Below are 24,778 nucleotides of genomic sequence, written 5' to 3' on the forward strand. Positions count from 1 at the left end.
GAAGATATTGGAAAACATATTTGATAAGTAAAATAACAAAAAAACCTTCCCATCCGGGAAGGTTTTATATTACTCATTGCTTATCGCACATTACCGATTACAAAGAAGCAGCGTGTACAAGCATATCTACTAACTTGTTAGAGTAACCCATTTCGTTATCATACCAGGAAACAAGTTTTACGAAGTTAGGAGAAAGCATGATACCAGCATCTTTATCGAAGATAGAAGTTCTCTTATCTCCTACGAAGTCCTGAGATACTACGGCATCTTCAGTGTATCCTAAAATTCCTTTCAATTCACCTTCAGAAGCTTCTTTGATAGCTGCACAGATCTCATCGTAAGAAGTAGCTTTTTCTAATCTTACGGTAAGGTCAACTACAGAAACGTCTACTGTTGGTACTCTGAAAGACATCCCTGTTAATTTCCCGTTAAGAGAAGGGATTACTTTTCCTACCGCTTTAGCAGCACCTGTAGAAGAAGGGATAATGTTGTTTAGAGCAGCTCTACCACCTCTCCAGTCTTTCATTGAAGGACCGTCAACAGTCTTTTGAGTAGCTGTTGTAGCGTGTACTGTAGTCATTAAACCTTCAACGATTCCGAATTTATCGTGAATTACTTTAGCTAAAGGAGCTAAACAGTTCGTTGTACAAGAAGCGTTTGATAAGATTTTAATATCGTCAGTCAGTTCTTTGTGGTTTACTCCCATTACGAACATTGGCGTATCATCTTTAGAAGGAGCAGAAAGGATTACTTTTTTAGCACCTGCGTTGATGTGAGCCTGAGCTGAATCTTTAGATAAGAAAAGACCTGTAGATTCTACGATATAATCAGCACCGATTTCGTTCCACTTCAGGTTGTTAGGATCTTTTTCTGCAGTTACTCTGATTCTCTTTCCGTTTACCACAAGGTCATTTCCTTCAACAGAAACTTCACCTGGGAAAATCCCGTGTACAGAGTCATATTTTAACATGTAAGCCATGTATTCTGCATTGATAAGGTCATTGATTCCTACCACTTCAATATTGTCTCTTTCAGTCATTGCTCTGAAAACAAGACGTCCAATTCTACCAAAACCGTTGATACCTACTTTAATTGTTGACATAATAGTTTGTTTTTATTAGATTTTAAAAATAATTAGATTGCTAAAATTTCTGAGATCAACATCAGATCTTTGTTGATTTCGTTATGTTTTTTAATGGCTTCTTCAATAGCGGTATATACCAGATCGTTGGAACGCATTCCGGCCATTACATTTGTTTTTCCGTCCATTAATCCTACTACAGCTCCATATCCAAGTCTGCTGGCTAAAACTCTGTCTGCACAGCTTGGTGATCCCCCTCTCTGAATGTGACCTAAAATGGTTACACGAATATCATAATCAGGAAACTCCTCTTTGGTCTGGTTGGCAAGATCGTAGATGCTACCCAGCTTTTCACCTTCTGCTACCACAACAATACTGGATGCTTTTCCTGTTTTCTCAGCTTTTCTGAAATTGGCAAAAAGATCATCCATGCTGTCTTTTTTCTCAGGAATAAGAATATCCAGAGCACCTGTTGCCAGTCCGCTGTTCAGAGCAATAAAACCTGCATCACGTCCCATTACCTCAACAAAGAAAACCCTGTTGTGGGAAGTTGCCGTGTCACGGATTTTATCGATAGCTTCCATGGCTGTATTCAAGGCAGTATCATATCCGATGGTGTTGTCTGTTCCGAAAATATCATTGTCGATGGTTCCCGGTACCCCAATTACCCTGATCCCGAATTCCTCACTGAATATTTTTGCTCCGGTGAATGTTCCGTCTCCTCCAATACATACCAGGCCTTCTATTCCAAGCTTTACACAATTGTCATAAGCTTTCTGACGGCCTTCTTTTGTTCTGAATTCTACTGATCGGGCAGATTTCAGAATCGTTCCGCCCTGGTTGATGATATTTTTTACGGAACGGGGACCCATTTTCAGGAAATCACCATGGATGAGCCCGTTGTAGCCTTCTCTTACTCCGTAGCATTCGATATTATAATAATTGGCGGTTCTTACTACCGCTCTTAATGCCGCATTCATACCCGGAGAATCACCTCCTGAAGTAAGAACTGCAATTTTTTTTACAGCACTCTCTTTCATCAAGTAAAAAATTTCGAACACAAATTTACAAAAACAAGTTCAGATAATGGCAGTAACTTCATAAGAGTTTTGAATATAAATAATTAAAAGCTTCTGAAATTTGTTGGTTTAAAAAAATACCTCGCCGTTCTCGTTTCCGGAGCATTGGTATCAAGGTCGTACCACGGTGTTGTATACGGATTAAAAGGGTTCGAAAGGACATGAACCGATTGTGCCGGAGTAAATCCTTCACTTAACAGAAATAATCTCTTCCCGTCTTTATTTTCACAAACACCGGAAATAAAAACAATATGTCCGGGACTGCCCGGTGTGATGAGAATATCACCGGTTTTCAGATCAGAATTTTTCGTTACCGGCTTTGTTTCTTTGTTTAATGAGATGGTTCCGGCATAATTAAAAATCAGATCCAGATAATTCCTGAAACTTTGGTAGGAATCATCAACAGCCGCCGTTTTCCGGAAACTGACCGAGTTACCATTAACAAAAGCCCTGACCCCATTTTTATAATCATTCCAGGAAAGCAGGTCTCCGCTCGTAAAATGAAACTGAATCTCGTTAAATCTTTTCGCTTTGTAAAGATATTCTGCTCTCATACGAATAGCGGCATCAGCACACTGCTGAAGATCTTTATCTCCGGTATCGATATCAAAAACAGCTTCATGAAGATGCTGGGTAGTAATAGGAACGCCATCATACCGTAAAATCTCAGAACCGTACGGTTTCAGCTTAAAATGTTCGATGAAATGTCCAAATGAATCTGCTTTTTCTTCAATCCATTCATAGCCTTCGGGTGGAGAAAACCTTTCCCGGATGGTATTCTTACCTTTATTGATTTTTAAAGCATTTTTTGCAGCCAGCTGTTCATTTTTATCCGGCTCAGCCAGCAGGCGGTCTGATAACTTTTCTTTTGTACATCCTGTGAAAAGTACAAAAGCTGTGATTCCTATACCAATTTTTTTCATGCGTTTTTCATTGAACACAAAGATCATTTTTTTTCATCTATCCACCAATAAAGAATCTGAAAATCTGCCAGATCCGCGAGAGAAAGTAACAGAAGGCATCGGTGTCAATTTGTGTGATCAGCAGAAAATAAAAAGTACAGCCCAAAATGAGCTGCACTTCTAGTATTGTTCCACTTAAAAAGTTATCCTTTCCAGGGTTCCACTTTCAGGATTTCTATTTTCCGTTCACCCTCTCTGAAAGGCCAGCTGATAACGTCTCCTACTCTATACCCTACTACAGCAAGCGCAATATCAGAAAGTATAGAATGTTTGTTTTTAGCCGGTTTTGACTTAGCTGAAGAAACAAAAATATACTCATGTTCAAAATCCAGAGTATGATCTTTCAGGGTTACTTTTCTTTCTACGGTTACGATGTCTTCCGGCAAATCTCTTCTGAGGACCTGTTTTGCTTTCCTGAGTTCTTCGGTCAGTCTTTTTTCTTCTTCCTTACTTACCTTTTTTCTTCTCAGGGTATCTTTAATAGCATCGTATATTCCGGTGGTTACTGTAATATGATCAGACATTTTTATTCTTTTTTAAAATTAAATGATGCGGCTATTCTTTATGATCCAATGCAGGAATACAGACCAAAAGGTCTTTCCCGTAGAAAACCGCAAAAAACAATGAGTAAATAAAATTAATCCGAAGTATTTCCCTGTCCTGGATCCTGACAGGGCTTAATTGATAAAGTCCTTGGAACTTTTCAGAAAAGAATCTGTATGTAAATACAATAATGACAGCAGCAATCCTGATTGCCGGCGTATCGCAGATAAAAAAATCGTTGCTGTCATTATATAAGTTGTTCTGATTTCTTACAAATATAAGACTTAAAAACGGAATGCGGCCACTGCACTTAAAGAAACTCTTGTCAGCCCTTCTTTCTGATCATTCCCGAAATTAACGGTCTGTCCATTGTAGCTCATTTTGCTCAATGTTCCTGCTGTAGCCCCAAATTTTGGCCCTATCATCAGGTTTTTGGTAACGGCATACTGATAGCCTGCCCCTACTTCTATACCAAAAGTGGAACCGGTAGCTTTTACAGATCCTGTCTTCGTAGTGTAACTGATTACCCCCATCGATGCATCCGCTGCAAATTTGTGTTTTGTAGGCTGAGTATGATTGGAAAACATCACGGAAGGGCCAAAGAAAGTGATATTATCTTTTGTATTAACCGATACATAAACTGTCTGTCCGTTCATATTATTACCATGTAACAAACCACTGCTCGATGCGCTGTAATTGGAAAACTTAGCCCCGATCCCGATATGCTTCACGTTATAATAAGCAGCCATTTCAAAATTGACACCGCTTTTCAGTCCTTTTATGTAATCTTTTTCTTCTCTTGAAAGCCCGGAAGCGGTTTCAGCAACCCTCCATCCGAATCCTACGGCAGGCATAATGGTTATTTTTTCCTGAGCAAAAGAAAGTAAAGAGCCCGAAATAGCTCCTAATAGGATAAGTTTTTTGATCACGATTAAAAGTTTCCAACAAAAATACTATTTTCAGGTAAAGGGACAACTAAAACTTGAACCGTCTGTTTTCTTTTTTATCGGAAAGCTTTTTCTTACCATCCAGCCTTTTTTGTTTTTGAGCTCTTGAGGGTTTTGTTGCTGTTCTTTTTTTAGGAACAATCAGGGCTTTGTTGACAAGATCTATTATCTTTTCGATGGCTTTATTTTTGTTCATCAGCTGGGTCCTGCTTTCAGAAACCGTCAGAAATAATAACCCCTCTGCGTTAATTCTGTTTTTCAGTTTTTGCTGTATCAGCTCTTTCTGGTCATCATTGAAAAACTCTGACTCTACCACTTTCCACAGAACGGTAACGGCGGTCTCCACTTTGTTGACATTCTGCCCTCCTGCTCCACTGCTGCGGGAGGTTTTGAAACTGAGTTCTTTGGAAAAGTCTTTCATTTTTTTAGATGATGAATTAAAGAGTAAAGATAAAAACTATTGATTGGTCTCCACTATTTTTTGAAGTTCAATCCGGTTTACTTTACCATTCGGTGTTCTTGGAATCTGTCTGATAAAAATAACTTCCTTGGGTTTATGAAAACTCTTCTCAAAAGGAAGCTCAGAAGTCTGTCTGATCAGCTCTTCTGATTCTTCGCCTTCTATAACCACTATCAGTTTCTGGCCCAGGCTTTCATCTTTCAGGCCTAAAAATACAACTTCATTCGGGATTTCTTTTTTCACTAAAGCTTCCAATGTTTCCGGAAATATTTTTGCTCCCCCCGAATTGATAACATGATCAATCCTTCCTAAAAATTTAAATTGTTTTTCGTTTTTAATTTCCACCAGATCATTGGTCTGCAGAACTTCAGGATTCAGTTCAGGAGCAGAAATCTTCAGACAGCCTCTTTCATCTTTTGAAATCGACACGTTTTCAAAGGCTGTAAAATATTCTTCAGAAACAGGAAAAACTTGTTTCAGGGCAATATGGGAAAGAGTTTCAGACATTCCATAGGTTTCAAATATTCTGCCCGCATTGGCACTTTCACTGATTTTTTTCTTCAACGATTCTGAAACTGCGGCCCCGCCTATGATCAGGTTTTTGATCAGATGCAGTTTATCCAGGGAATTTTCAACCTGAAGAGGGGTCATGGCACAGAAATCTATTTCTTCATTCAGATTTTCAACCGGATTTAGAGATGGATCTGCTGTGATTAACTTTAATTTTCTCTCCACAGAACGTACCAGCATCATTTTCCCTGAAATATATTCCACAGGAAGGCAGAGTAAAGCTTTATCGCCCTTTTTTAATCCTAAGAAGTTACACGTCATCATCGCAGAGCTGAGCATTCTCTTTTTCTCTATTCCGAAAATTTTAGGCTGACCTGTTGAACCGGAAGTCTGTACATTAACCGTCTCCCCTTCCGAAAACCATTCTTCCAGAAAATTTTTGGCTTTTTGCTCAAATTCTGTTCCCGGAGATAAATTATTAATATTGAGATTATTGAAGTCTATCAGCATATTTTCTTGGAATAAATAGGATCGTAAATTTAAAAAAAAGTTTAAAAATTTCTTGTATCTAAAGAAAAAAGCTGTAAATTTGCACCACTGAAATAAACAAAGACCCATGGTGTAGCGGTAACACTACTGATTTTGGTTCAGTCATCTGGGGTTCGAATCCCTGTGGGTCTACAAACCATCCTTTTTGAGGATGGTTTTTGTTTTTTATATCTCTCTTATGAATAAATAAAAATACTCTTCCTTACTTTAAAACTGATCACTATTTTTACCCCTCCTTCAGCAATGCATTCAATCCATATTTATCAAACAAAATTTTCCCTATTTCAATTTTAGACCAGCCTTCTTTTAATTTATAGGTGAACAGCAGCTGCTCGTCTTTCACAAAAGATTCTAAATTCAATACGAGGATGTTTTCATTTTTTGCCAGGTCTTTCTCAATAAGATTCAGATGGGTGGACAGGATAAACATTGAATTTTTGTATCTGGACAATCCTTCAACAGTGTTTATGGTAATCTGCGCCGCATCATTAATATTGGTTCCTTTAAATATTTCATCAAATACCGCAAAACAGTTTTTTGATTTCAGTTCCAGAAGAACCTCTTTTAAGTTGATAATTTCCTGAGCAAAATAGCTGTAGCCTTTTTCAAGATCATCATCCACAGAGAAAAATAAAAATATCCTGTCATAAAACGGAATATTACAATATTCTGCAGGTACAGCCAGCCCCAGATGAGCAAGCAAAACAACAATACTGATGGATTTCATCGCTGTAGACTTTCCGGACATATTGGCTCCAGTAAAAACAACGGTATTATTTCCAGTAATGTTGATTGAGTTCTTCACAGAATCGGTGAGGTTCAGGTGATAAAATTCATTAATCGTAAAGGTATTATCATAATTAAAATGAGGAAATACCAGATCAAACTTTCTGATTCCTTTGGCAATCCCGCAATACATATCAAACCTATAAAAGAAATCCCAAAAGGAAGCGAAGTTTCCGTTTTCCTTTTCAGATTCAATCTTTATTAAAATGGCTTTTCTCTGCTTAAATTGTAACTCTTTACTGTAATATTCATTGATTGATAATGAATTAATAAACAGGATCATCTTTTCAATTTCCCGAGTGTATTCTGCACTGGTATTGGTAAGGTTTAAATTTCTCAACAATAGCCCCAGCCGGTAGAAGAATTCTATAAATAAAGAAATATTAAAATTGGTTTCTTTATAAAACTCCCGGTAGGTAAAGTTGGTTAAATGAGTATAATTACGGCTCTCGATTTCCTCTGAAAACTGATGAATGGAAGAAACAGTCTGATCATTAATTTTATAGTTCTGTAATAATGAAAAGTTATCTAAAAACAACTTTAATATATTCTGTACTTCAAGAGTTTGTTCTATACTGTAGTTTTTCTGATTGAAAAAACGGGTTAAATACTGTTTGGATCTTCTGGTCTGGGTATGATCAAAGTGAATTAATACTTCTGAAATATTTTTCATAGTTTATCTCTTCCAAAATCTATTGATTCTTATAATGAAACGGAAGTTTCACAAGATCAATTACTTTTTCTCCACGGTTATTTTTACCTGCCGTCCACATCACATTATCTGTTGCTTTTGCAGCTGCAGCCTTTACTTCATTATTAAAAGCCTCGTTTTTCCCATAAGTAGACACATTTAATACTTTGCCACCATCATCCACCTTTATAATGATCTCCGTATTCAGGCTTTTTCCTAAAGACTTCACCGCATCTTTGTTCAGGAGCTGCTCAACTTTTTTCATAAAAGCTTTGTTGCCTCCGGGAAACTGTGCCGGAAAATTATTAACAGGCGGAGGCGGTACAGAAGGATCCTGCGGCTGTCTTGATTCATACCGGTTGACAATTTTAGTATCTCCTTTCGTTTTCTGCGCAAAAGCTATCGTAGATAAGCCTATCAGGCTGGCAAGTATAATTTTTTTCATGGATATTGTATTGGGTTGATTAGTTTTTATGTAACATAATTGAAAAATAAGCATAATTTACATGGGTGTGCAGAATAATTTGGAATTTAACAAACTATAAGATTAAACTTTATGAAAATATTAAGATAAAGCAATAAAAAAGACTTCCGAAGAAGCCTTTAATTTATTTATATAGAATTCCTATTCTACTTTCGTCTTTTCAGTTCATCGATTTCTTCCTGAACAGACCTCATCTTGTTTTTCAATTCTTCGCTTATTTTTTCAGGGAATTTTTTAAGCTTTCTAAGATCTAAAGCCAACATGACAGATGCCACTCCAATAAAGATAAAAGAAACCGCTGTAAGCGTAACCAGGGACATTCCTGTAAACACCGGATTAAATATCAACAGTAAAGAGAAAATAATTCCTCCGGCACTTGCTAATGCTACATTTCCCCAGCTTAGTATTTTCTGGCTCCTAAGATCAAAAGCAAATCCCAAAAGCTGAAAGGAGCGGAACAACAGCGTAAATCCTACCACAAACGGAAGAACCGACATGGAAATCTCCGGATTCGACACAAGATACAAACCAATAGCCGTAGTAAGCAGCCCGCTTACCAGAAACCATCCCCATCCCTGCAGGGATTTATTATTCTGTATGGAAAAAAAGATTTCTGTAATTCCGGAGACCAGAAAAGATACACTGAAAATAACAGAAAGCGTTACATACGTTGCCAACGGCACACTAAATACGTAAAAACCACAGATAAGAAAGATAATTCCAAAGATCAACGGAATATACCAATGCTTCACGGAATTCGTAAGAGTCTGAAAAAAGTTCGACATAAGCTGTATTTTAGGCTGCCTACTTTGTACCACGGTGTTCGGCTTGTCCGCAGGAAATTTCAAACTGATCATATTTTCACATTCATTTGAAATATAACCTATACTAATTTACGGAAAATCTTTTACTCAAACCTGAGAAACACCAATTAATATCTTTCTCCTAAGCACAACTTCTATCTGGCAACCGGCTGCTGCTGAGTAACACAATGTACCATTCCTCCGTTTTCATACAGGTTTCTTACATCTATCCCGATCACCTTTCTGCCCGGATACTGTTCCTGAATCATTTTATTGGCTGTACTATCATTCGGATCACCATAATTAGGAACCAGAACTACCCCGTTGGCCACATAATAATTGACGTAAGAACCTTTTTCTTCCAGCTGTTTTCCATAGGCTGTTTTCACCTTATTTTTAGTGGCCGGCAGGTATACTTTCTTATATTCTTTTCCTTTTACATTGGAAGCGGTGTACAGGGTTTCAATATCCTTATCAGAAAGTCCCATTTCAAAAAGGTCGTCTTCATTCATGGTGATCATTGTATCTGAATTGACAAATTTCATGAACCCATCAATATGCATATCTGTTACATCCAGACCGGTAATTCCGTCCAGCCAGATGACTTTGGATACTCCGTAATATGTTTTGAACATCTCTTCAGCTTCTCCCTGCGTGATTCCTTTATTTCTTATGGAACCTTTTTTCTGGCTGATCACTGAACTTTTACATGCCATCAATACTCCGTTTTCGTCTGTTTCAACAGAACCGCCTTCATTCACCATTTTCTCATTCAGATCCAGCACTTTTATCCCAAGATCTGTTCCGATTCGCTGAGGGATCTGATCACAGTTTTCAAAATCATATTTTTCACCCCAGCCATTAAATCCCCAGTCTGCAATCAGTAGCTTCCCTTTGTTGTCTTTCACAAAAACAGGCCCGTTGTCTCTTACCCAAACGTCATCAGTAGGATAAATTTTAAAATCAACATTGTTTAACGGAACTTTATTCTGTTCCAGAAGACTGATGATTCTTTTCTTCTCTGAATCATTATAGGCAATGATGTATACTTTCTCGCCATTTTGCAATGCTTTGGTCATGTCTATCCATGTCTGCTCTACCCTTTTTCTGTAAGTCATTCCATGCTGGTAATGATGAGGCCACTGAAGCCAGGTTCCTTCATGCGGTGAAGATTCTTCGGGAAAATGATACGTCTGTGCCATACTCAATATACTGCTCAATAATAAAATGAGCCCTGATAATTTATTCATATGATTAAAATTTCTTTCCTATAAATATTCCGAAATTAACTTCGGTTTCAAGACTATTCCCCGTCTGGGAAATGTTGCTTCCTATTCCCAATTGAAGTCTTTTATTGTTTTCAATACCTAAACGGATGATCTGACTGCTTTCCTGATGTTCCTTAAAACTGAAATCAGATTCCAGCATCAGCATACTGTACAGATTAAGATGTTCATTGATCTTAGGAGTGTATTCTAAAAGAGTATAAAGCCCTAATCCCAATTTCCCGGTTTCAAAGGAATAAGTAATCGCCGGAAACAGATTGATCCCAAAATTGCGGGTTTCCTTAGCGTAAGCCAAACCTAAAGAAGGCATCATATCTTCATCTGAAATATAAACACCTCCTGATACTCCCCAATGGTTCCCTATAAAATAATTAAGGTTCTGATAAATTCCGGGAGTTACTTTTCTAGTATCATACTGGTAGGAAGCTGTTCCTGATACAAAATAATTCCATCGGATTCCAAAGTCTTTGTCATAAATTCCAAGAACCTCTGCTTCTTTATTTCCTGCATACGCCTGAACAGAAATCTGTGATTTTGCATATATTGAAAATAATGAAATGAGAAGAAATGTGTTCTTTTTCATAAAGTGTTTTCCTGATTTTTCAGCAAAATTAACCCCTTCAAAAAAACAAAACTTGTCCCAAAAAGACATCTCTAAGAATACAGTGGGAAATAAATATACGTAACATTCTCTCCGGTTTCAGACAACAGATATTCTTCAATAACTTCTGAATCGTCAAGCATCAGGGATGGCATAGCAAGCCAAAAACGGTAAAAAGCACGGTAAGCTTCCAGAATATTCTCATACGTTCCGGAATGAGCAAACCGGACATATTTCCCTCCAAAAATTTCCTTCTTCTGAAATCCCTTTATATCTTTTCTCTCTTTTACAGCAGCTCCATACCTGCAATGGGAACGGCTGGTGATAAGAGGCTGGTCACAGATTATTCCGTAAGAAAACGGGGAAACTCCATTCTGCTTTTCAATTTCTCCCCAAAAATCATTGATTTCTTCATTATTATAATCTTTGGTTTTAATGAACTTACAATACACGGAAACAGCATCTTTGTATTTTATTTCATATTTCAGATCTATACTTCCACTATCAATAAACTTTTTAAAAACCGCCTCTTTTTGCTTCCTCGCTTCGGCCGGAGAAATATGAAACTGTTTTTTAAAGGCTTTGGAAAAAGACTGAATAGTAAAATACCCTACCTGCCAGGCGATATCTGAAATTTTTTCTTCGGTATAAATCAGTTTTTTGTAGGCACTTTCAAGCCGCAGCCGTTTCTGAAATCCTGAAATTGTTTCTTTAAATATCTTAAAAAATATTCTCTGAAAATTACGGTAAGAATAATGAGACCGCTGTTCTATTTCATGAGCCGTAATCTCCTGATCGAAGTTTTCTTCGATATAATCTACAATCTTCTGGATTTCACTGAAGTTTGCCGGCACTGCTTTCTTTTTTATCTATTAAATGTACTAAAAAAATGATTTTCACCAAAGGGAACAGGCCCAACTGATTTTGGATCAATTGCAAAAGTTGGAGTGAATATTTTTTTATTAATCGCAAAGGCAGACAAGGCTAAATAATAGCGGAGCGTTCTTAAGATAAACAAAGCCGCTTCGCTTATTTTTGAAATACAAAGTTTTTTATTTAGATTTTAAGACTGTACCAGATTACTACAACAAAAAAGGATAGACAAAGTCCATCCTTTCATATATTATTTTCAGATCATTTTATTTTGTGGGTTTGTATATTTTATACATCACAAATAAAAATGCAATCCATACCGGGATCAGAATAACCTGAATTTCCATTCCTGTAAAGCACATCAGTGCCAGGATCAGCAATAAAAATATGATACAGATATAATTGGATGCCGGATAGAAAATCGACGGAAATTTAGACGAACTTCCTGAGCTGATAATGCTTTTCTTGAATTTCAGATGGGTATAGCAGATCATCAGCCAGTTGATAATTAAGGTGGAAACCACCAGAGCCATTAAATACTGAAATGCTTTTTCAGGGACCAGCTTGTTAATGATGATACAGATTCCGGCAAAACATGACGAAATAAGAATGGCATTCACCGGAACTGAATTCTTATTCAGTTTTTGTAGGAATTTCGGAGCATTTCCCTGTTGGGCTAATCCGAAAAGCATACGGCTGTTGCTGTATACACTACTGTTGTAAACTGATAAAGCGGCTGTTAATACAATCAGGTTAAGAACATTAGCAATCAGTGTGTTGAATTGAATTACTTTTCCAAACATACTGAATTCAAGTCCGTTAAGATTCTGAAAAACCATTACAAAAGGACTTGTTCCTTCTGTAATTTCTCTCCATGGACTTAATGAGAATAGAATAACCAACGCTCCAACGTAGAAAATCAGGATTCTGTAGATCACCTGATTGGTTGCCTGAGGAATTGTTTTTTCAGGATTTTTTGCTTCTGCCGCCGTAATCCCAATCAGCTCTAATCCTCCGAATGAGAACATGATCATCGCCATAGCTGCAAACAGTCCGGAAAACCCGTCTGTAGTTTTATTAAACAGTCCTTTTGGAAAAAAGCCTCCGTCATTCCATAAGTTCTGGATACTGGCTTTATCTCCTCCGGTACCGCTTACCAAAAGGTAGATCCCGAAAATGATCATCGCTACAATAGCGACTACTTTTATAATGGAAAACCAGAACTCAGTTTCCCCATATACTTTTACAGAAGCCAGATTAAGCGCATTGATGACAATAAAAAAGAATAAACTGGAAACCCAGAGCGGTATTTCCGGCCACCAGAAATGAACATAATGGCCAATAGCCGTAAGCTCGGCCATACTTACCAGGATATAGAGAATCCAGTAATTCCATCCTGAAGCAAATCCGGGAAAATTCCCCCAATATTTGTAGGCAAAATAACTGAAGCTTCCTGAAACCGGTTCATGAACCACCATTTCGCCCAGCTGGCGCATGATAAAAAAAGCAATGATTCCTGCCAAAGCATACCCAAGAATAACGGAAGGGCCAGCCAGTACAGCTGCAGGACCTATCCCGAGAAATAATCCGGTACCAATGGCACCTCCGAGGGCAATTAATTGAATGTGTCTGTTCGTTAAACCTCTTACCAGAGTACCATCATTTGGTCCGGTTTTATTTTCGCTGCTCATAGAATGAATTATGCCTTAAATATATAAAACTTTACAGAAATTCACGTTCTATGACGCTTACCGAACACACAAAATATTCAGTATTAAATAATTAAAAAGAAAAAAGAGCAAAAATCCCTTATAAAAACTCCTTCGGAACCGCGATATTATTCTTTTTCATATACTCTAAAAGTCCCTGATAACGGTCTTCATACCCATCTGTTCCGCATTTGTGCGAAATACTGCATATATCAGAAGGCTTAATTTCCAGAATATCGGAAATCTTAGTCAATATTTCCAGATTGATTTTCACCTTGGAATTTTCAATATCGGAATAGGCTTTCTGAGAAATTCCCATTTCAAAAGCCATATATTCCTGCGTAAGGTCTTTGCTCCGCCTTATTTTCCTGATGTTTTGCCCACATACTTTCATCCTTTTTGCTTTTAGTAGTTTTTGGTATAGTTTAGAAGATTATCCACTAGCCTCTAACAAAGTTAATAAATACCTTTGGCAAAACATTATACACGTTACATGATATTTATTTTTTCACAATAATTCACGCTGCTCAAGCCGGATTTCGGAGAATAAATATCACTTCAGTACAACACACTTGGAATTATGGAGACGCAAAAATTTAATTATGACAATAATATTGTCAGAGCATTCCTCTATGCTACAATCGTATTCGGGCTGGTAGGTTTCCTGCTGGGACTTACGGCCGCACTGATGCTTTTCTATCCTGAACTTCCTGAATTTTTATTCGGAACCGATGATACTACCATCCAGAGTTTGAGAAGCGGTAATATCCAGGGGCTGATCAATACACAGGGAGCCATGGGCTTCGGAAGAATCAGAATGCTCCATACCAGTGCTGTTATCTTTGCTTTCGTGTGTAACTCGTTTTTCTGCGGTGCTTACTACAGTATGCAGAGGCTGTTAAAAACAAGAATGTACAGTGATACCTTATCCTGGATCCACTTCTGGTCTTGGCAGTTTATGATCGTTACCGTTGTGATCACATTCTTAATGGGAATCAACACTTCCAAGGAATATGCTGAGCATGAATGGCCTATTGACATTCTGATCACGTTCTCATGGGTAATCTTCGGGATCAATATGTTCGGAACTATTGCCAAAAGAAGGGTAAGACACCTTTATGTAGCGATATGGTTTTATCTGGCAACATGGATTGCTGTAGCCATGCTGCATATATTCAATAACCTTGAAATTCCTTTATCATTTACAAGCTGGAAATCCTATTCTGTATATGCGGGAGTAAAAGATGCCCTTGTGCAGTGGTGGTACGGCCATAATGCAGTAGCATTCGTACTGACCACTCCCGTACTGGGTCTGATGTATTATTTCATGCCGAAAGCGGCTCAACGACCGGTCTTTTCATACAAATTATCTATTATTCACTTCTGGTCACTCATTTTTGTATACTTATGGGCAGGCCCTCACCACCTTCAGTATACAGCGCTTCCGGCATGGGCTCAGGCCGTTGGTACAGGGTTCTCTATTATGCTTATCGCTCCGTCATGGGGTGGAATGCTGAACGGTCTTCTTACGTTAAGAGGAGCCTGGGATAAAGTAAGAGAGAATCCGATCCTTAAATTCTTCGTGGTAGCCGTTACCTGCTACGGGATGGCCACTTTTGAAGGACCACTTTTAGCCACAAAATCTTTAAATAAAATCGGGCATTATACCGACTGGGTAATCGGGCACGTACACTTAGGAGCTCTTGGATGGAATGGTTTCATGGCATTCGGAGTAGTTTATTACCTCGTGCCAATCATGTGGAGAACTCCGCTCTGGTCTAAAAAATTAGCCAACTGGCACTTCTGGCTGGGAACATTAGGAATTATTTTCTACGCAGTTCCGATGTATATTTCAGGATTCACTCAGGGATTAATGTGGAAACAATTCAATCCGGACGGAACTTTATTATGGAAAAACTGGCTGGATACGGTAACTGCGATTATTCCTTACTTTAAAATGAGATTCCTGGGAGGTGTTCTTTATCTTAACGGAGCGATCCTGATGGTGGTGAATGTAGTGAGAACTGTAAGAAAAGGATCATTCCAGAAAGAAGTTCCTGCTGAAGCGCCTGCCCTTGCAGATATTGGCAGCACAAGAAAAGAAGGCGAAGGTGTACACCTTTGGCTGGAAAGAACTCCCGCCCTGCTTTCTATCCTTGCATTCATTACGATAGCTATTGGAGGGCTGGTAGAAATTGTTCCAACACTCTCGCTTAAACAGAGTGTACCAACCATCACCGCGGTAAAACCTTATACTCCGCTGGAACTGGAAGGAAGAGATCTTTATATCCGTGAAGGCTGTAATTCCTGCCACTCACAGATGATCAGACCATTCCGTGATGAGGTTGTTAGGTTTGAAGGTAAAAACGGACAGTATTCCAAAGCGGGAGAATTCGTTTACGACCGTCCATTCTTATGGGGATCTAAAAGAACCGGACCGGATCTTCACAGAGAAGGAGGCCGAAACCCTGATTCATGGCACTTCAAACACATGTATAACCCAAGAATTACGTCTGCAGGTTCCATCATGCCGCGTTTTCCATGGCTGATTACCAATAAACTGGACCGCACGCAGATGGTAGATAAATTAAAACTGATGAAGAATTCTTTCGATGTACCATACACCAAAGCAGAAATAGATTCTGCAGGAAAATGGGCAGATAACCAGTCTAAAGCGATCGTAAAAAGAATTTATGCAGAGGCAACGGACGTGAAAGATCAGATGGAAAAAGAAAGATCAGCTAAAGGTGCAGGCTTTGTACCGCTTGAGCAAAGAGAGATTATTGCAATGATCGCCTACCTTCAGAGACTGGGTACCGATATTAAAACAACGCAGATCCAAACGGCAAGTGCTGAGTAATTATTAAAATGTAAAGCAATGAAAACGAGAACCCCTATTTCAGTATATATCGCGGCAATGATAGGCTTAACGATCATGGCGTTTGAAATGTTCGCCGGAGACTCAGGATACTTTTCTTCTCCATTTTTCTGGGCGCTGCTGTTAATTGCCGTTATCCTTCTGATGATTATGAATTCTATTGGAGATCTGGTTGAAAATGAAAGTTTCAACAGGTTATCCGAGGAACAAAAAAAACAGTATCTGGCAGAAAAAAATATTCCGTATTACCAGAAACTATGGAATTCGGCCTTTAAGAAACAGTCGGCTACAGAAGAAAAAGACATTCTTATCGATCACGGTTTTGATGGGATCACAGAGCTTGATAATTCACTTCCTAAATGGTGGATCGGTCTTTTCTGGTTCGGATGTATCTTCTGTGTGGTGTATATGACGGCTTTTGCTTTCACAGATTATGCCCACCCGGAAGCTGAATACGACAAAGAAGCGAAAACCATGCTGGCTTCCATTCAGGAATATGAGAAAAATGCTCCCCAGATCAATCTGGAAACCGCAAAATACAGTGCAGATTACATTGCAGAAGGGCAGGAACTGTTTAAAACTAACTGTGTAACCTGCCATGGTGACGGTGGGAAAGGAGGAATCGGTCCGAACCTTACCGATACGCACTGGATCAACATCAAAGAGAAAAGTTTATTTAAAAATGTATTCTGGATGCTTGAAAACGGTTCTCCAAATAATCCTACCATGAGGCCTTTCATCAAAGACGGAACCATTACGGGAAGAGATGCTGAAAAGATCGCTGCTTATGTTTACCACATCAACCAGGAAACATCACCAATTACCCAAGCTCAGGGAGGAGCTGCTCCGCAGGGTGAAGAAGTGAAGTGGGACAACGGAAACGAATAGAAAAATTTATTATCTCAAATATATCAACTATACCACGCCCCCTTTGAAATTACACTAACATTTGAATTTCATTTTTGCTAACCTTTTCAACATTAAAAAATGATACAAAAGGGGGCTTTTAAAGAATAAAATCCAAGTCTTGGCTCGTCTTTATCAACTAATTCACTTGACGACTACTAAACTAAATTCCATAATAGGACAGCCAAGGCAGGATTTTTGCATATGCAAAATGGTACCACAACAAGGAACTAATTAATTAGTATTACTATCTTTGTTACAAACCTCATCGCATTTGAAACTGAAAATCAACACAAGAAAAATCTTAAGGCGTATTGTAATAACCTTTATTTCAATATTGGTTTTACTTACCCTGCTGATACTCAGCCTCAGACTTCCAGCCATTCAAAATTTCATCAAAGACAAACTGGTTGTATATCTTGAAAAAAAGATAAAAACCAAAGTAAGCCTTGAAAAAGTCTACATAGGATTTCCCAACAGCCTTGTGATGCAGAACCTTTATCTGAAAGGTCAGGATGTAGACACCCTTCTTGCTGTCAGAAAACTGGATGTAGGTTTAAATATGCTGAAGCTGATCAATTCCACGGCAGATATTACGTCTGTGGATCTTGAAGGAGCCCGCGCCAATGTGGTACGGAAACCGGACGGAAGTTTCAATTTCGATTATATCATCAATGCTTTTGCTACCAGCGACAAAGAGGAAAGCCCTTCCAAACCTTTTATTATTTCCCTTAACAAGATCAATTTAAAAGATATTGGTGTTACCTTCAACGACCAGCAATCGAGAAATGACATCAAAGTTTATTTCAAATCCTTTGATACAAGGGTAAAAACTTTTGACCTCAGCAAAAATACCTATGCTGTTAATGACATTAATCTTGACGGTCTGAAATTAAAATTAAAGCAGGACCTCATAGAGGAAGTTGCTAAAAAGGTTGAGAAAAAAGTAGATTCCCTGAACGACAAAAAACCGATGAATATTGGTTTGAGAGGAATTAAACTCACCAATTTCGATATTGATTACGGAGACGACAATACCAAAACTTTTGCTAAGGTCTTATTCAAGGAACTGAGTACCAAGGTCAACAAACTGGATCTTGAAAATAATGCCTACCATATTTCAGATATCGTGCTTTCAGGAGCAGATATCAATGCGAACCTTTATCTTCCGGCTCAGAATGCCAATCCGAAAAACACCAAGGAACCTGAAGTTTCAAAAGTTTCCGATAAGGATAAAGCGATGAAAATTATTCTTGGAAAACTCGTTCTTAACGATGTAAAAGCTGTTTACAACAATACCGCCATTGCTCCAACAAAGTCCGGAATGGATTTCAACCATCTGAATTTTTCAAAAATGAATGTGGAAGTAAGAAGCTTTAAAATGGAGAACAATACTTTTGCAGGGACAGTCAATTCAGCGGAAATTCAGGAATCGCGCGGGCTGGATATTCAAAAATTCAATACGGATTTTGTGTATGCTGAAAAAGAAGCTTACCTGAAAGATCTCTACCTTCAGACCCCGAAAACAATTCTCCGCGATGAGGTGATTTTAAATTATGACTCTATTGATCAGCTTACGTCTAATCTGGGTGTTGTAAAAATTGCAGCCAACATCAAAGATTCAAAAATAGGGTTTTCCGATATTCTGAATATTGTTCCTGCACTGCGCAGTACAGTTCCGTTCAACAAATATCCGAATGCAGTGTTGAATGTAAATGCCAATGTAAAAGGAACTGTAAATGATCTTCTGATACAGAATTTAAAGGTTTCCGGACTGGACCAGCTGCGAGTGGCCGCCTCAGGAAGGATCAAAAATGCAATGAATCCTGAGCATTTGTATTATGATCTGAGAATCGGGGAATTTTCTGCTGACGCGAAAACAGTCTTCAATTTGGTTCCGAAAAATACCATTCCGTCTACGATTTCCCTGCCGTCCCATTTCAGCATCAAAGGAAATGCAAAAGGAACGACCAAAGTCATCAAGACAGACCTCAACCTCTACTCTACTCTGGGAAATGCAGCAGTGGTTGCAGATGTTGATATGACGCGGAAAAATTATGAAAAATATAATGTAAAAGCCAATCTTCAGGCTGTACAGATCGGGAAAATCATTCAGAATAAAGATATTGGCCCTGTGACCGCACAGGTTTCAGCCAAAGGAGAAAGTTTTGATTTTAAAAACGCTAATGCTGATCTGAAAGGCCATGTTGCCTCAGCCGTATATAAAGGTTACCGGTACCAGGATATGGATCTGACCGGTACTATCAAAAAAGGAGCTTACCATATTATTCTTAACTCAAAAGACCCGAACGCCAATCTGAATTTAACTGCTTCCGGAATTTACGATGACAAAAATCCTACGGTGAAAGTCAACGGTGAGGTCATCAAATTAGATGTCAATAAGCTTGGCTTCTATGAAAAACCGATGATTATTGCAGGAAAGATCGACGGAGATTTCACTAATCTTGATCCCAACAATCTGAACGGTTATCTTAACCTTAAAGATTTTGCCTTTTCAGATACCAAAGAAGTATATCCGGTGCAGGAAGTAAATGTAAAGGCTTCTTCCACGCAGGATTCAACACAAATCATTTTCAATTCCCAGATTGCGGATGTCTCTTTAAAAGGAAAATATAAGCTTACCCAGATCTTCGGCTCTTTAATGCAGACCATCAACCAATATTACCAGTTCCAGAAGCCGGGGAAAACGGAGAAAGTAGATCCGGGGCAATTTTTCACCTTCAATGCTAAGATTAAAAATGATGATCTGATCCGGAAATTTGTATCGGAACTGAAAAGTTTTGAGACCATTAATTTAGCAGGAAACTATGATGCGGATTCTCAGAAAATAGAGATTGACGGAGCAATTCCACAGCTTCTGTATGGTGAAAATACCATTGAAAATGCCACTCTGAAAGTAACCAATGAAAATCAGGCTCTTCAATACGGTCTTAATGTAGCGGCTTTAAAAAGTTCAAGTTTCACGCTGAATAAAGTCAGTGTAAACGGTGACGTGGCAGACAATATCATCAATTACAATATTACGACTAAAGACGCCAAAGATGCCACGCAGTTCCTTATTGCCGGAAATGCAAAATCATTGAATGACATCACAGAAATTTCACTGAAGCCGGATGGTTTAAAATTAAATTACTCAGACTGGAATGTTGCAGAAAACAATAAAATCCAGATCAGCAGCAAAGGAATTTTAGCGGATCATTTCATCCTTTCCAATGGGGGCAGTGAGATTTCCCTTCAGTCAGAAAGTGAAAACCCTGAAAGCCCGTTAAATGTTTCCCTGAAAGATTTTAAAATTGAAACAATAACGGAACTGATTAAAAAAGATACGGTTTTGGCCCGCGGAACGATCAACGGAACGGCTCAGCTTCGCAATTTGACCAAAAATATGACCTTCACTTCGGATCTTAACGTTTCTGATCTGATCGTTTATGGAAGTCCTGTAGGAAATCTTGCAGTGAAAGTCAATAATACTTCACCGAATATTTTAAATGCTGATATTGCCCTTTCCGGAAATAATAATGACGTAAAAATCCTGGGTGACTACAATACTTCTTCCAGCACATTTGACCTGAATATGGCAATCAATCAGATTCAGATGAAGAGTATTCAGGGATTCTCCATGAATGCAATTACAAATACGGAAGGTTATCTTTCCGGGAATTTAAAGATCACCGGAACAGCCGATAAACCGAATATTTTAGGTAAAGTAAAATTCAATGATGCAGGGCTTGAAATTGCCAAAACAGGCAGTGATTTCAGAAAGCTGAATGACGAAATTGACTTTACCAGCCGTGGTATTGAATTTAACAGGTTTAAGATCAATGACAAGGACGGCAATTCTTTAGTCGTTAACGGGCAGGTTCTCACTCAGACTTACAGGGATTTTGCCTTTAATCTTAACGTGAATGCCAAAGATTTCAAAGTTGTAAATTCAGAAAAATCCAATGACGCGATCATGTATGGTGTTCTTGCTATTGATGCAGGGCTTCACATCCGCGGAAACCTTGATCTTCCCAAAGTAGACGGAAGGCTGAGCGTGGCAGACAATACAGATTTTACTTTTGTTCTACCGCAATCCAGTCCTTCGCTTCAGGAAAGAGACGGAATCGTGGAATTCATTGATAAGGATCAGGTGGTTCTCAATAAAACGATCAAAGCTGATTCTCTTAATGCGCAAAGCCGTATCAAAGGAATGGATGTGAGCGTTAATATTGAAGTGAGCAAGGAAGCTAAATTATCAATCATTATTGACAAAGCCAACGGAGATTTTGTACAGCTTCAGGGAGAGGCTGAACTGACCGGAGGAATTGATCCTTCAGGAAAAACAACATTGGTTGGGGTATATGAAGTGGAAAAAGGAAGCTATGATCTTTCTGTGAGTTTCCTTAAACGTAAGTTTGATATTCAGAAAGGAAGCACGATTACCTGGACTGGTGAACCTACAATGGCTCTCATGGATATTACGGCCGTTTATAAAACAGAAGCTCCTCCGATTGATCTTGTAGAACAGCAGATCAGTGGTGAAGCGGCCTCCACCATGAACCAGTATAAGCAGAGAGTTCCGTTCAATACTTTATTAAAGATGAAAGGAGAACTTCTAAAACCACAACTAAGTTTTGATATCACCACAGACGAGAAAAACAACGCGATTTCCTCTAATGTAAAAGATGTTATCGATCAGAAACTGATCCAGCTCAGAACTCAGGAATCCGAACTGAATAAACAGGTTTTTGCGTTGCTTCTTCTGAATCGTTTTATTGGTGAAAATCCATTTGAAAGCGGTGCCGGAATGTCAGCTGAAACAATGGCAAGACAAAGTGTGAGTAAGATTCTTTCCCAGCAGCTTAATAATCTGGCCTCCGGCTTAATAAAAGGGGTGGATCTTAATTTTGGTCTGGAATCTTCGGAAGACTATTCTACCGGACAAAAAAATACAAGAACCGACCTGAATGTGGATATCAGCAAAAAATTACTGAATGACAGGCTGAAAGTGACTGTAGGAAGCAATTTCGGACTGGAAGGACAGGCCCGCCAGAATGAAAATATGACCAATATTGCAGGAAATGTTTCTGTAGATTACAGTCTTTCCAAAGACGGAAGATATATGCTGCGTGCTTACCGTAAAGATGAATATCAGGTGGCTCTTCAGGGGCAGATCATAGAAACCGGGGTTGGATTTATCATTACCCTGGATTATGACAAGTTCCGGGAGATTTTCCAGAAAACCAGAGAGAAGAAACCGAAAAAGAATCAGAATAATCAAGTTGTAGAATTTAAGTAATGAACCGTAACTTCCATACCTATTGTAAATATCTGTTGATTTCCGGACTGGCATCAACAGTCATTTCCTGCAGCAATACCAGATTTCTGAAAGAGGGCCAGATGCTCTACACAGGCGCTGAAGTAAAGATAGAAAGTGATACCATCTCTAAGAAGGAGAAAAAAGAACTACAGTCTGCACTGGAAGCGAATCTTATTCCCAAACCCAACTCTACATTCCTGGGAATGCGTCCTAAGCTGTATTTTTATAATATTGCGAAAGAACCTAAAAAGGATAAAGGCTTTAATTACTGGCTTAAATATAAAGTAGGTGAAAAACCCGTATTGCTAGGTGATGTAGACCGTGAATTCAATAAAGATATTATCGTTAATTATTCTGAGAACAAAGGATATTTCAATGCGAAAGCCACCTATGATACGGTTTCTAAGAATAAGAAAGCTCAGGTCATCTATAAGGTAAGGCCGGGTGCCAGATATCTGGTGGAAGGGGTAAAGTTCCAGAAAGATTCAACTTTAGTTAATCAGGAAATTCAGAATATAGCTGATAAAACCTATCTTAAAAACGGAAGACCTTTTGATCTGGATGTCATCAAAGCCGAACGTGAAAGAATTGACAATGGTTTGAAGGAACGAGGTTTCTATTATTTCCACCCTGATAATATTATTGTACAGGCAGACAGTACCGTAAGCAAAAACCATAAGGTTGAACTTAATGTAAAGCTTAAAGATAATACTCCGGATCTGGCAACCCAGCAATTCAGCATTGATAAGGTAGTTGTATTTCCTAATTATAATATTCAGGATGTAAGAGCCGGAAAGTATTCTATTCCGATGGATAAAGATTCTCTTTCCAAATATGCTTTTGATGACATCTACGTTATTGATCCGCAGCATAAGTTCAAACCGAAAATTTTCGACAGGGCTTTATACTTTAAAAAGGGAGATCTTTACAACCGTTCCAATCATAATCTTACTTTAAACCGGTTAATCAGTCTTGGTGTTTTCAAATTTGTAAAGAATGAATTTATTGTCGCTGATTCGCTGAGTCATAAATTTGATGCTTATTATTTACTGACGCCAAGGCAGATCCAGTCACTTCGTCTTGAAGCGCTCGGAAGAACCAACTCCGCGAATTATGCAGGTAGTGAGCTTAACCTCAACTGGACCCACAGAAATTTCTTCCGTGGAGCAGAACAGTTTAAGGCATCTATTTACGGAGCTTTTGATTTCCAGATGGGCGGACCTGAAAATGCCAATAATATTTTCCGTGGAGGAACGAATGTACAGCTTTCTATTCCACGAATTGTAGCACCATTCCGTTTTCATTCTTCCAGCGAGTTTGTTCCAAGAACGAATATTGCTTTAGGCTATGAATTCCAGAACAGAACAAAGTATTATACGCTTAATAATTTCACCGGATCATTCGGATATGTGTGGAAAGAAAACGCCAGAAAAGAACATGAACTGAAAGTAATTGACATTACTTTAGTGTCTCCGGCTAAGGTTACCGCTGAGTATGATTCAATTTCAAGAAATAATCCTGCCATGCAGCGTATCGTCAAGAAGCAGCTGATTTTTGGTCCTACCTATTCTTATACTTACACGAATACGATGTATCCGAAAAAGAATACCGTTTATTATAAAGGAACGCTTGATCTCGCAGGAAACATCACAGGATTAGTTACGGGAGCGGATGTAAAAAAGGATAAGGAAAAAAAGATTTTCGGAATTCCTTTCAGCCAGTATGTAAAGATGGAAAATGATTTCAGGTTTTACCATAAGTTCACTGAAAAATCTTCCCTTGCAACCCGTTTCATCGGAGGAATTGCTTATCCCTATGGAAATTCAGAATTTATCCCTTTCTCCAAACAGTTTTTCTCAGGAGGAAGCAATAGTATAAGAGCTTTCCGTGCAAGAACTTTAGGGCCGGGAAGTTTTGATCCGAGAACAATAGATGAAGGGACTTATTTTGATCAGTCCGGAGACATTAAGCTGGAATTAAATGCTGAATACCGTGCGAATCTATATAAGTTTTTAAATGCAGCTGTATTTGTAGATGCCGGAAATATCTGGCTGATCAATAATGACGACAAAAGACCGGGAGCTAAATTTTCAAAAGAATTCCTGAGTGAAGTTGCCGTAGGAGCCGGAGTAGGGCTGAGGCTTGATTTTTCAATATTAATTTTAAGACTTGATCTTGCCATGCCTTTGAGAGTTCCTTATTATGAAAAAGGAAACCGTTGGGCATTTGACAAAATCAATTTCGGAGACCCAAGCTGGAGAAAAGATAATCTTGTACTCAATATAGCCATCGGATATCCTTTTTAAT

Annotated in this window: 19 protein-coding genes and 1 tRNA gene; 5 read left to right on the forward strand and 15 right to left on the reverse strand. The window is 38.5% G+C overall.

Annotation, left to right across the window (positions count from 1 at the left end):
* Nucleotides 1-97: 97 nt before the first annotated feature.
* The 7 genes from gap to FW768_RS11505 form a co-directional block, all read right to left on the reverse strand.
* Nucleotides 98-1,102 (reverse strand): type I glyceraldehyde-3-phosphate dehydrogenase, encoded by a 1,005-nt coding sequence (gap, locus tag FW768_RS11475; protein WP_053327139.1) that lies wholly within the window; start codon nucleotides 1,100-1,102, stop codon nucleotides 98-100.
* 32 nt (nucleotides 1,103-1,134) lie between these two features.
* Nucleotides 1,135-2,121: a 6-phosphofructokinase gene (gene pfkA / locus FW768_RS11480; RefSeq protein WP_153395531.1), complete on the reverse strand. Its 987-nt coding sequence runs from the start codon at nucleotides 2,119-2,121 to the stop codon at nucleotides 1,135-1,137.
* A gap of 83 nt (nucleotides 2,122-2,204) precedes the next feature.
* The gene (locus FW768_RS11485; protein WP_153395533.1) at nucleotides 2,205-3,083 is read right to left on the reverse strand and encodes a DUF4846 domain-containing protein; all 879 of its coding nucleotides are present in this window, start codon (nucleotides 3,081-3,083) and stop codon (nucleotides 2,205-2,207) included.
* Between the two features lie 182 nt (nucleotides 3,084-3,265).
* On the reverse strand, nucleotides 3,266-3,646 hold the full coding sequence (locus FW768_RS11490) for a GreA/GreB family elongation factor (RefSeq protein WP_153395535.1): 381 nt from the start codon (nucleotides 3,644-3,646) through the stop codon (nucleotides 3,266-3,268).
* A 303-nt stretch (nucleotides 3,647-3,949) separates the two neighbouring features.
* On the reverse strand, nucleotides 3,950-4,594 hold the full coding sequence (locus tag FW768_RS11495) for a porin family protein (protein WP_153395537.1): 645 nt from the start codon (nucleotides 4,592-4,594) through the stop codon (nucleotides 3,950-3,952).
* Between the two features lie 46 nt (nucleotides 4,595-4,640).
* Entirely contained in the window at nucleotides 4,641-5,033 is a 393-nt protein-coding gene (gene arfB / locus FW768_RS11500) for an alternative ribosome rescue aminoacyl-tRNA hydrolase ArfB (protein WP_153395539.1), read from the reverse strand.
* A gap of 36 nt (nucleotides 5,034-5,069) precedes the next feature.
* The gene (locus FW768_RS11505) at nucleotides 5,070-6,092 is read right to left on the reverse strand and encodes an AMP-binding protein (protein ID WP_153395541.1); all 1,023 of its coding nucleotides are present in this window, start codon (nucleotides 6,090-6,092) and stop codon (nucleotides 5,070-5,072) included.
* Between the two features lie 100 nt (nucleotides 6,093-6,192).
* On the opposite strand from FW768_RS11505, the gene FW768_RS11510 reads away from it, so the two are divergent.
* Nucleotides 6,193-6,263, forward strand: a tRNA-Gln gene (locus tag FW768_RS11510).
* A gap of 94 nt (nucleotides 6,264-6,357) precedes the next feature.
* Here FW768_RS11510 and FW768_RS11515 read toward each other — a convergent pair.
* The 8 genes from FW768_RS11515 to FW768_RS11550 form a co-directional block, all read right to left on the reverse strand.
* The gene (locus FW768_RS11515; protein ID WP_153395543.1) at nucleotides 6,358-7,590 is read right to left on the reverse strand and encodes a MutS-related protein; all 1,233 of its coding nucleotides are present in this window, start codon (nucleotides 7,588-7,590) and stop codon (nucleotides 6,358-6,360) included.
* A 19-nt stretch (nucleotides 7,591-7,609) separates the two neighbouring features.
* Nucleotides 7,610-8,053 (reverse strand): hypothetical protein, encoded by a 444-nt coding sequence (locus FW768_RS11520; protein WP_153395545.1) that lies wholly within the window; start codon nucleotides 8,051-8,053, stop codon nucleotides 7,610-7,612.
* A gap of 185 nt (nucleotides 8,054-8,238) precedes the next feature.
* Nucleotides 8,239-8,877: an HdeD family acid-resistance protein gene (locus FW768_RS11525; protein ID WP_153395547.1), complete on the reverse strand. Its 639-nt coding sequence runs from the start codon at nucleotides 8,875-8,877 to the stop codon at nucleotides 8,239-8,241.
* A gap of 173 nt (nucleotides 8,878-9,050) precedes the next feature.
* Nucleotides 9,051-10,145: an agmatine deiminase family protein gene (locus tag FW768_RS11530; protein ID WP_153395549.1), complete on the reverse strand. Its 1,095-nt coding sequence runs from the start codon at nucleotides 10,143-10,145 to the stop codon at nucleotides 9,051-9,053.
* 4 nt (nucleotides 10,146-10,149) lie between these two features.
* Nucleotides 10,150-10,764 carry a hypothetical protein gene (locus tag FW768_RS11535; protein WP_153395551.1) on the reverse strand — a complete coding sequence of 205 codons (615 nt, stop codon included), beginning with the start codon at nucleotides 10,762-10,764 and terminating at the stop codon, nucleotides 10,150-10,152.
* 71 nt (nucleotides 10,765-10,835) lie between these two features.
* On the reverse strand, nucleotides 10,836-11,636 hold the full coding sequence (locus FW768_RS11540; protein ID WP_153395553.1) for an AraC family transcriptional regulator: 801 nt from the start codon (nucleotides 11,634-11,636) through the stop codon (nucleotides 10,836-10,838).
* 285 nt (nucleotides 11,637-11,921) lie between these two features.
* On the reverse strand, nucleotides 11,922-13,346 hold the full coding sequence (locus FW768_RS11545; protein WP_153395555.1) for an amino acid permease: 1,425 nt from the start codon (nucleotides 13,344-13,346) through the stop codon (nucleotides 11,922-11,924).
* A gap of 118 nt (nucleotides 13,347-13,464) precedes the next feature.
* Nucleotides 13,465-13,758, reverse strand: a complete 294-nt coding sequence (locus tag FW768_RS11550) for a helix-turn-helix domain-containing protein (RefSeq protein WP_153395556.1) — start codon at nucleotides 13,756-13,758, stop codon at nucleotides 13,465-13,467.
* A gap of 186 nt (nucleotides 13,759-13,944) precedes the next feature.
* Between FW768_RS11550 and ccoN the strand changes: the two genes are divergently transcribed.
* The 4 genes from ccoN to tamL all read left to right on the forward strand — a co-directional run bounded on the left by ccoN (nucleotide 13,945) and on the right by tamL (nucleotide 24,777).
* Nucleotides 13,945-16,224 (forward strand): cytochrome-c oxidase, cbb3-type subunit I, encoded by a 2,280-nt coding sequence (gene ccoN, locus FW768_RS11555; protein ID WP_153395558.1) that lies wholly within the window; start codon nucleotides 13,945-13,947, stop codon nucleotides 16,222-16,224.
* An 18-nt stretch (nucleotides 16,225-16,242) separates the two neighbouring features.
* Nucleotides 16,243-17,130 carry a cbb3-type cytochrome c oxidase N-terminal domain-containing protein gene (locus FW768_RS11560; protein WP_153395560.1) on the forward strand — a complete coding sequence of 296 codons (888 nt, stop codon included), beginning with the start codon at nucleotides 16,243-16,245 and terminating at the stop codon, nucleotides 17,128-17,130.
* A gap of 292 nt (nucleotides 17,131-17,422) precedes the next feature.
* Nucleotides 17,423-22,450, forward strand: a complete 5,028-nt coding sequence (locus tag FW768_RS11565; RefSeq protein WP_153395562.1) for a translocation/assembly module TamB domain-containing protein — start codon at nucleotides 17,423-17,425, stop codon at nucleotides 22,448-22,450.
* Complete coding sequence (gene tamL / locus FW768_RS11570) at nucleotides 22,450-24,777, forward strand: translocation and assembly module lipoprotein TamL (RefSeq protein ID WP_153395564.1); 2,328 nt, start codon at nucleotides 22,450-22,452, stop codon at nucleotides 24,775-24,777. The genes FW768_RS11565 and tamL overlap by 1 nt, the downstream gene beginning before the upstream one ends.
* Nucleotide 24,778 lies beyond the last annotated feature (1 nt).

It is taken from the genome of Chryseobacterium vaccae (genome assembly GCF_009602705.1).
Classification (GTDB): Bacteria; Bacteroidota; Bacteroidia; order Flavobacteriales; family Weeksellaceae; genus Chryseobacterium; species Chryseobacterium vaccae.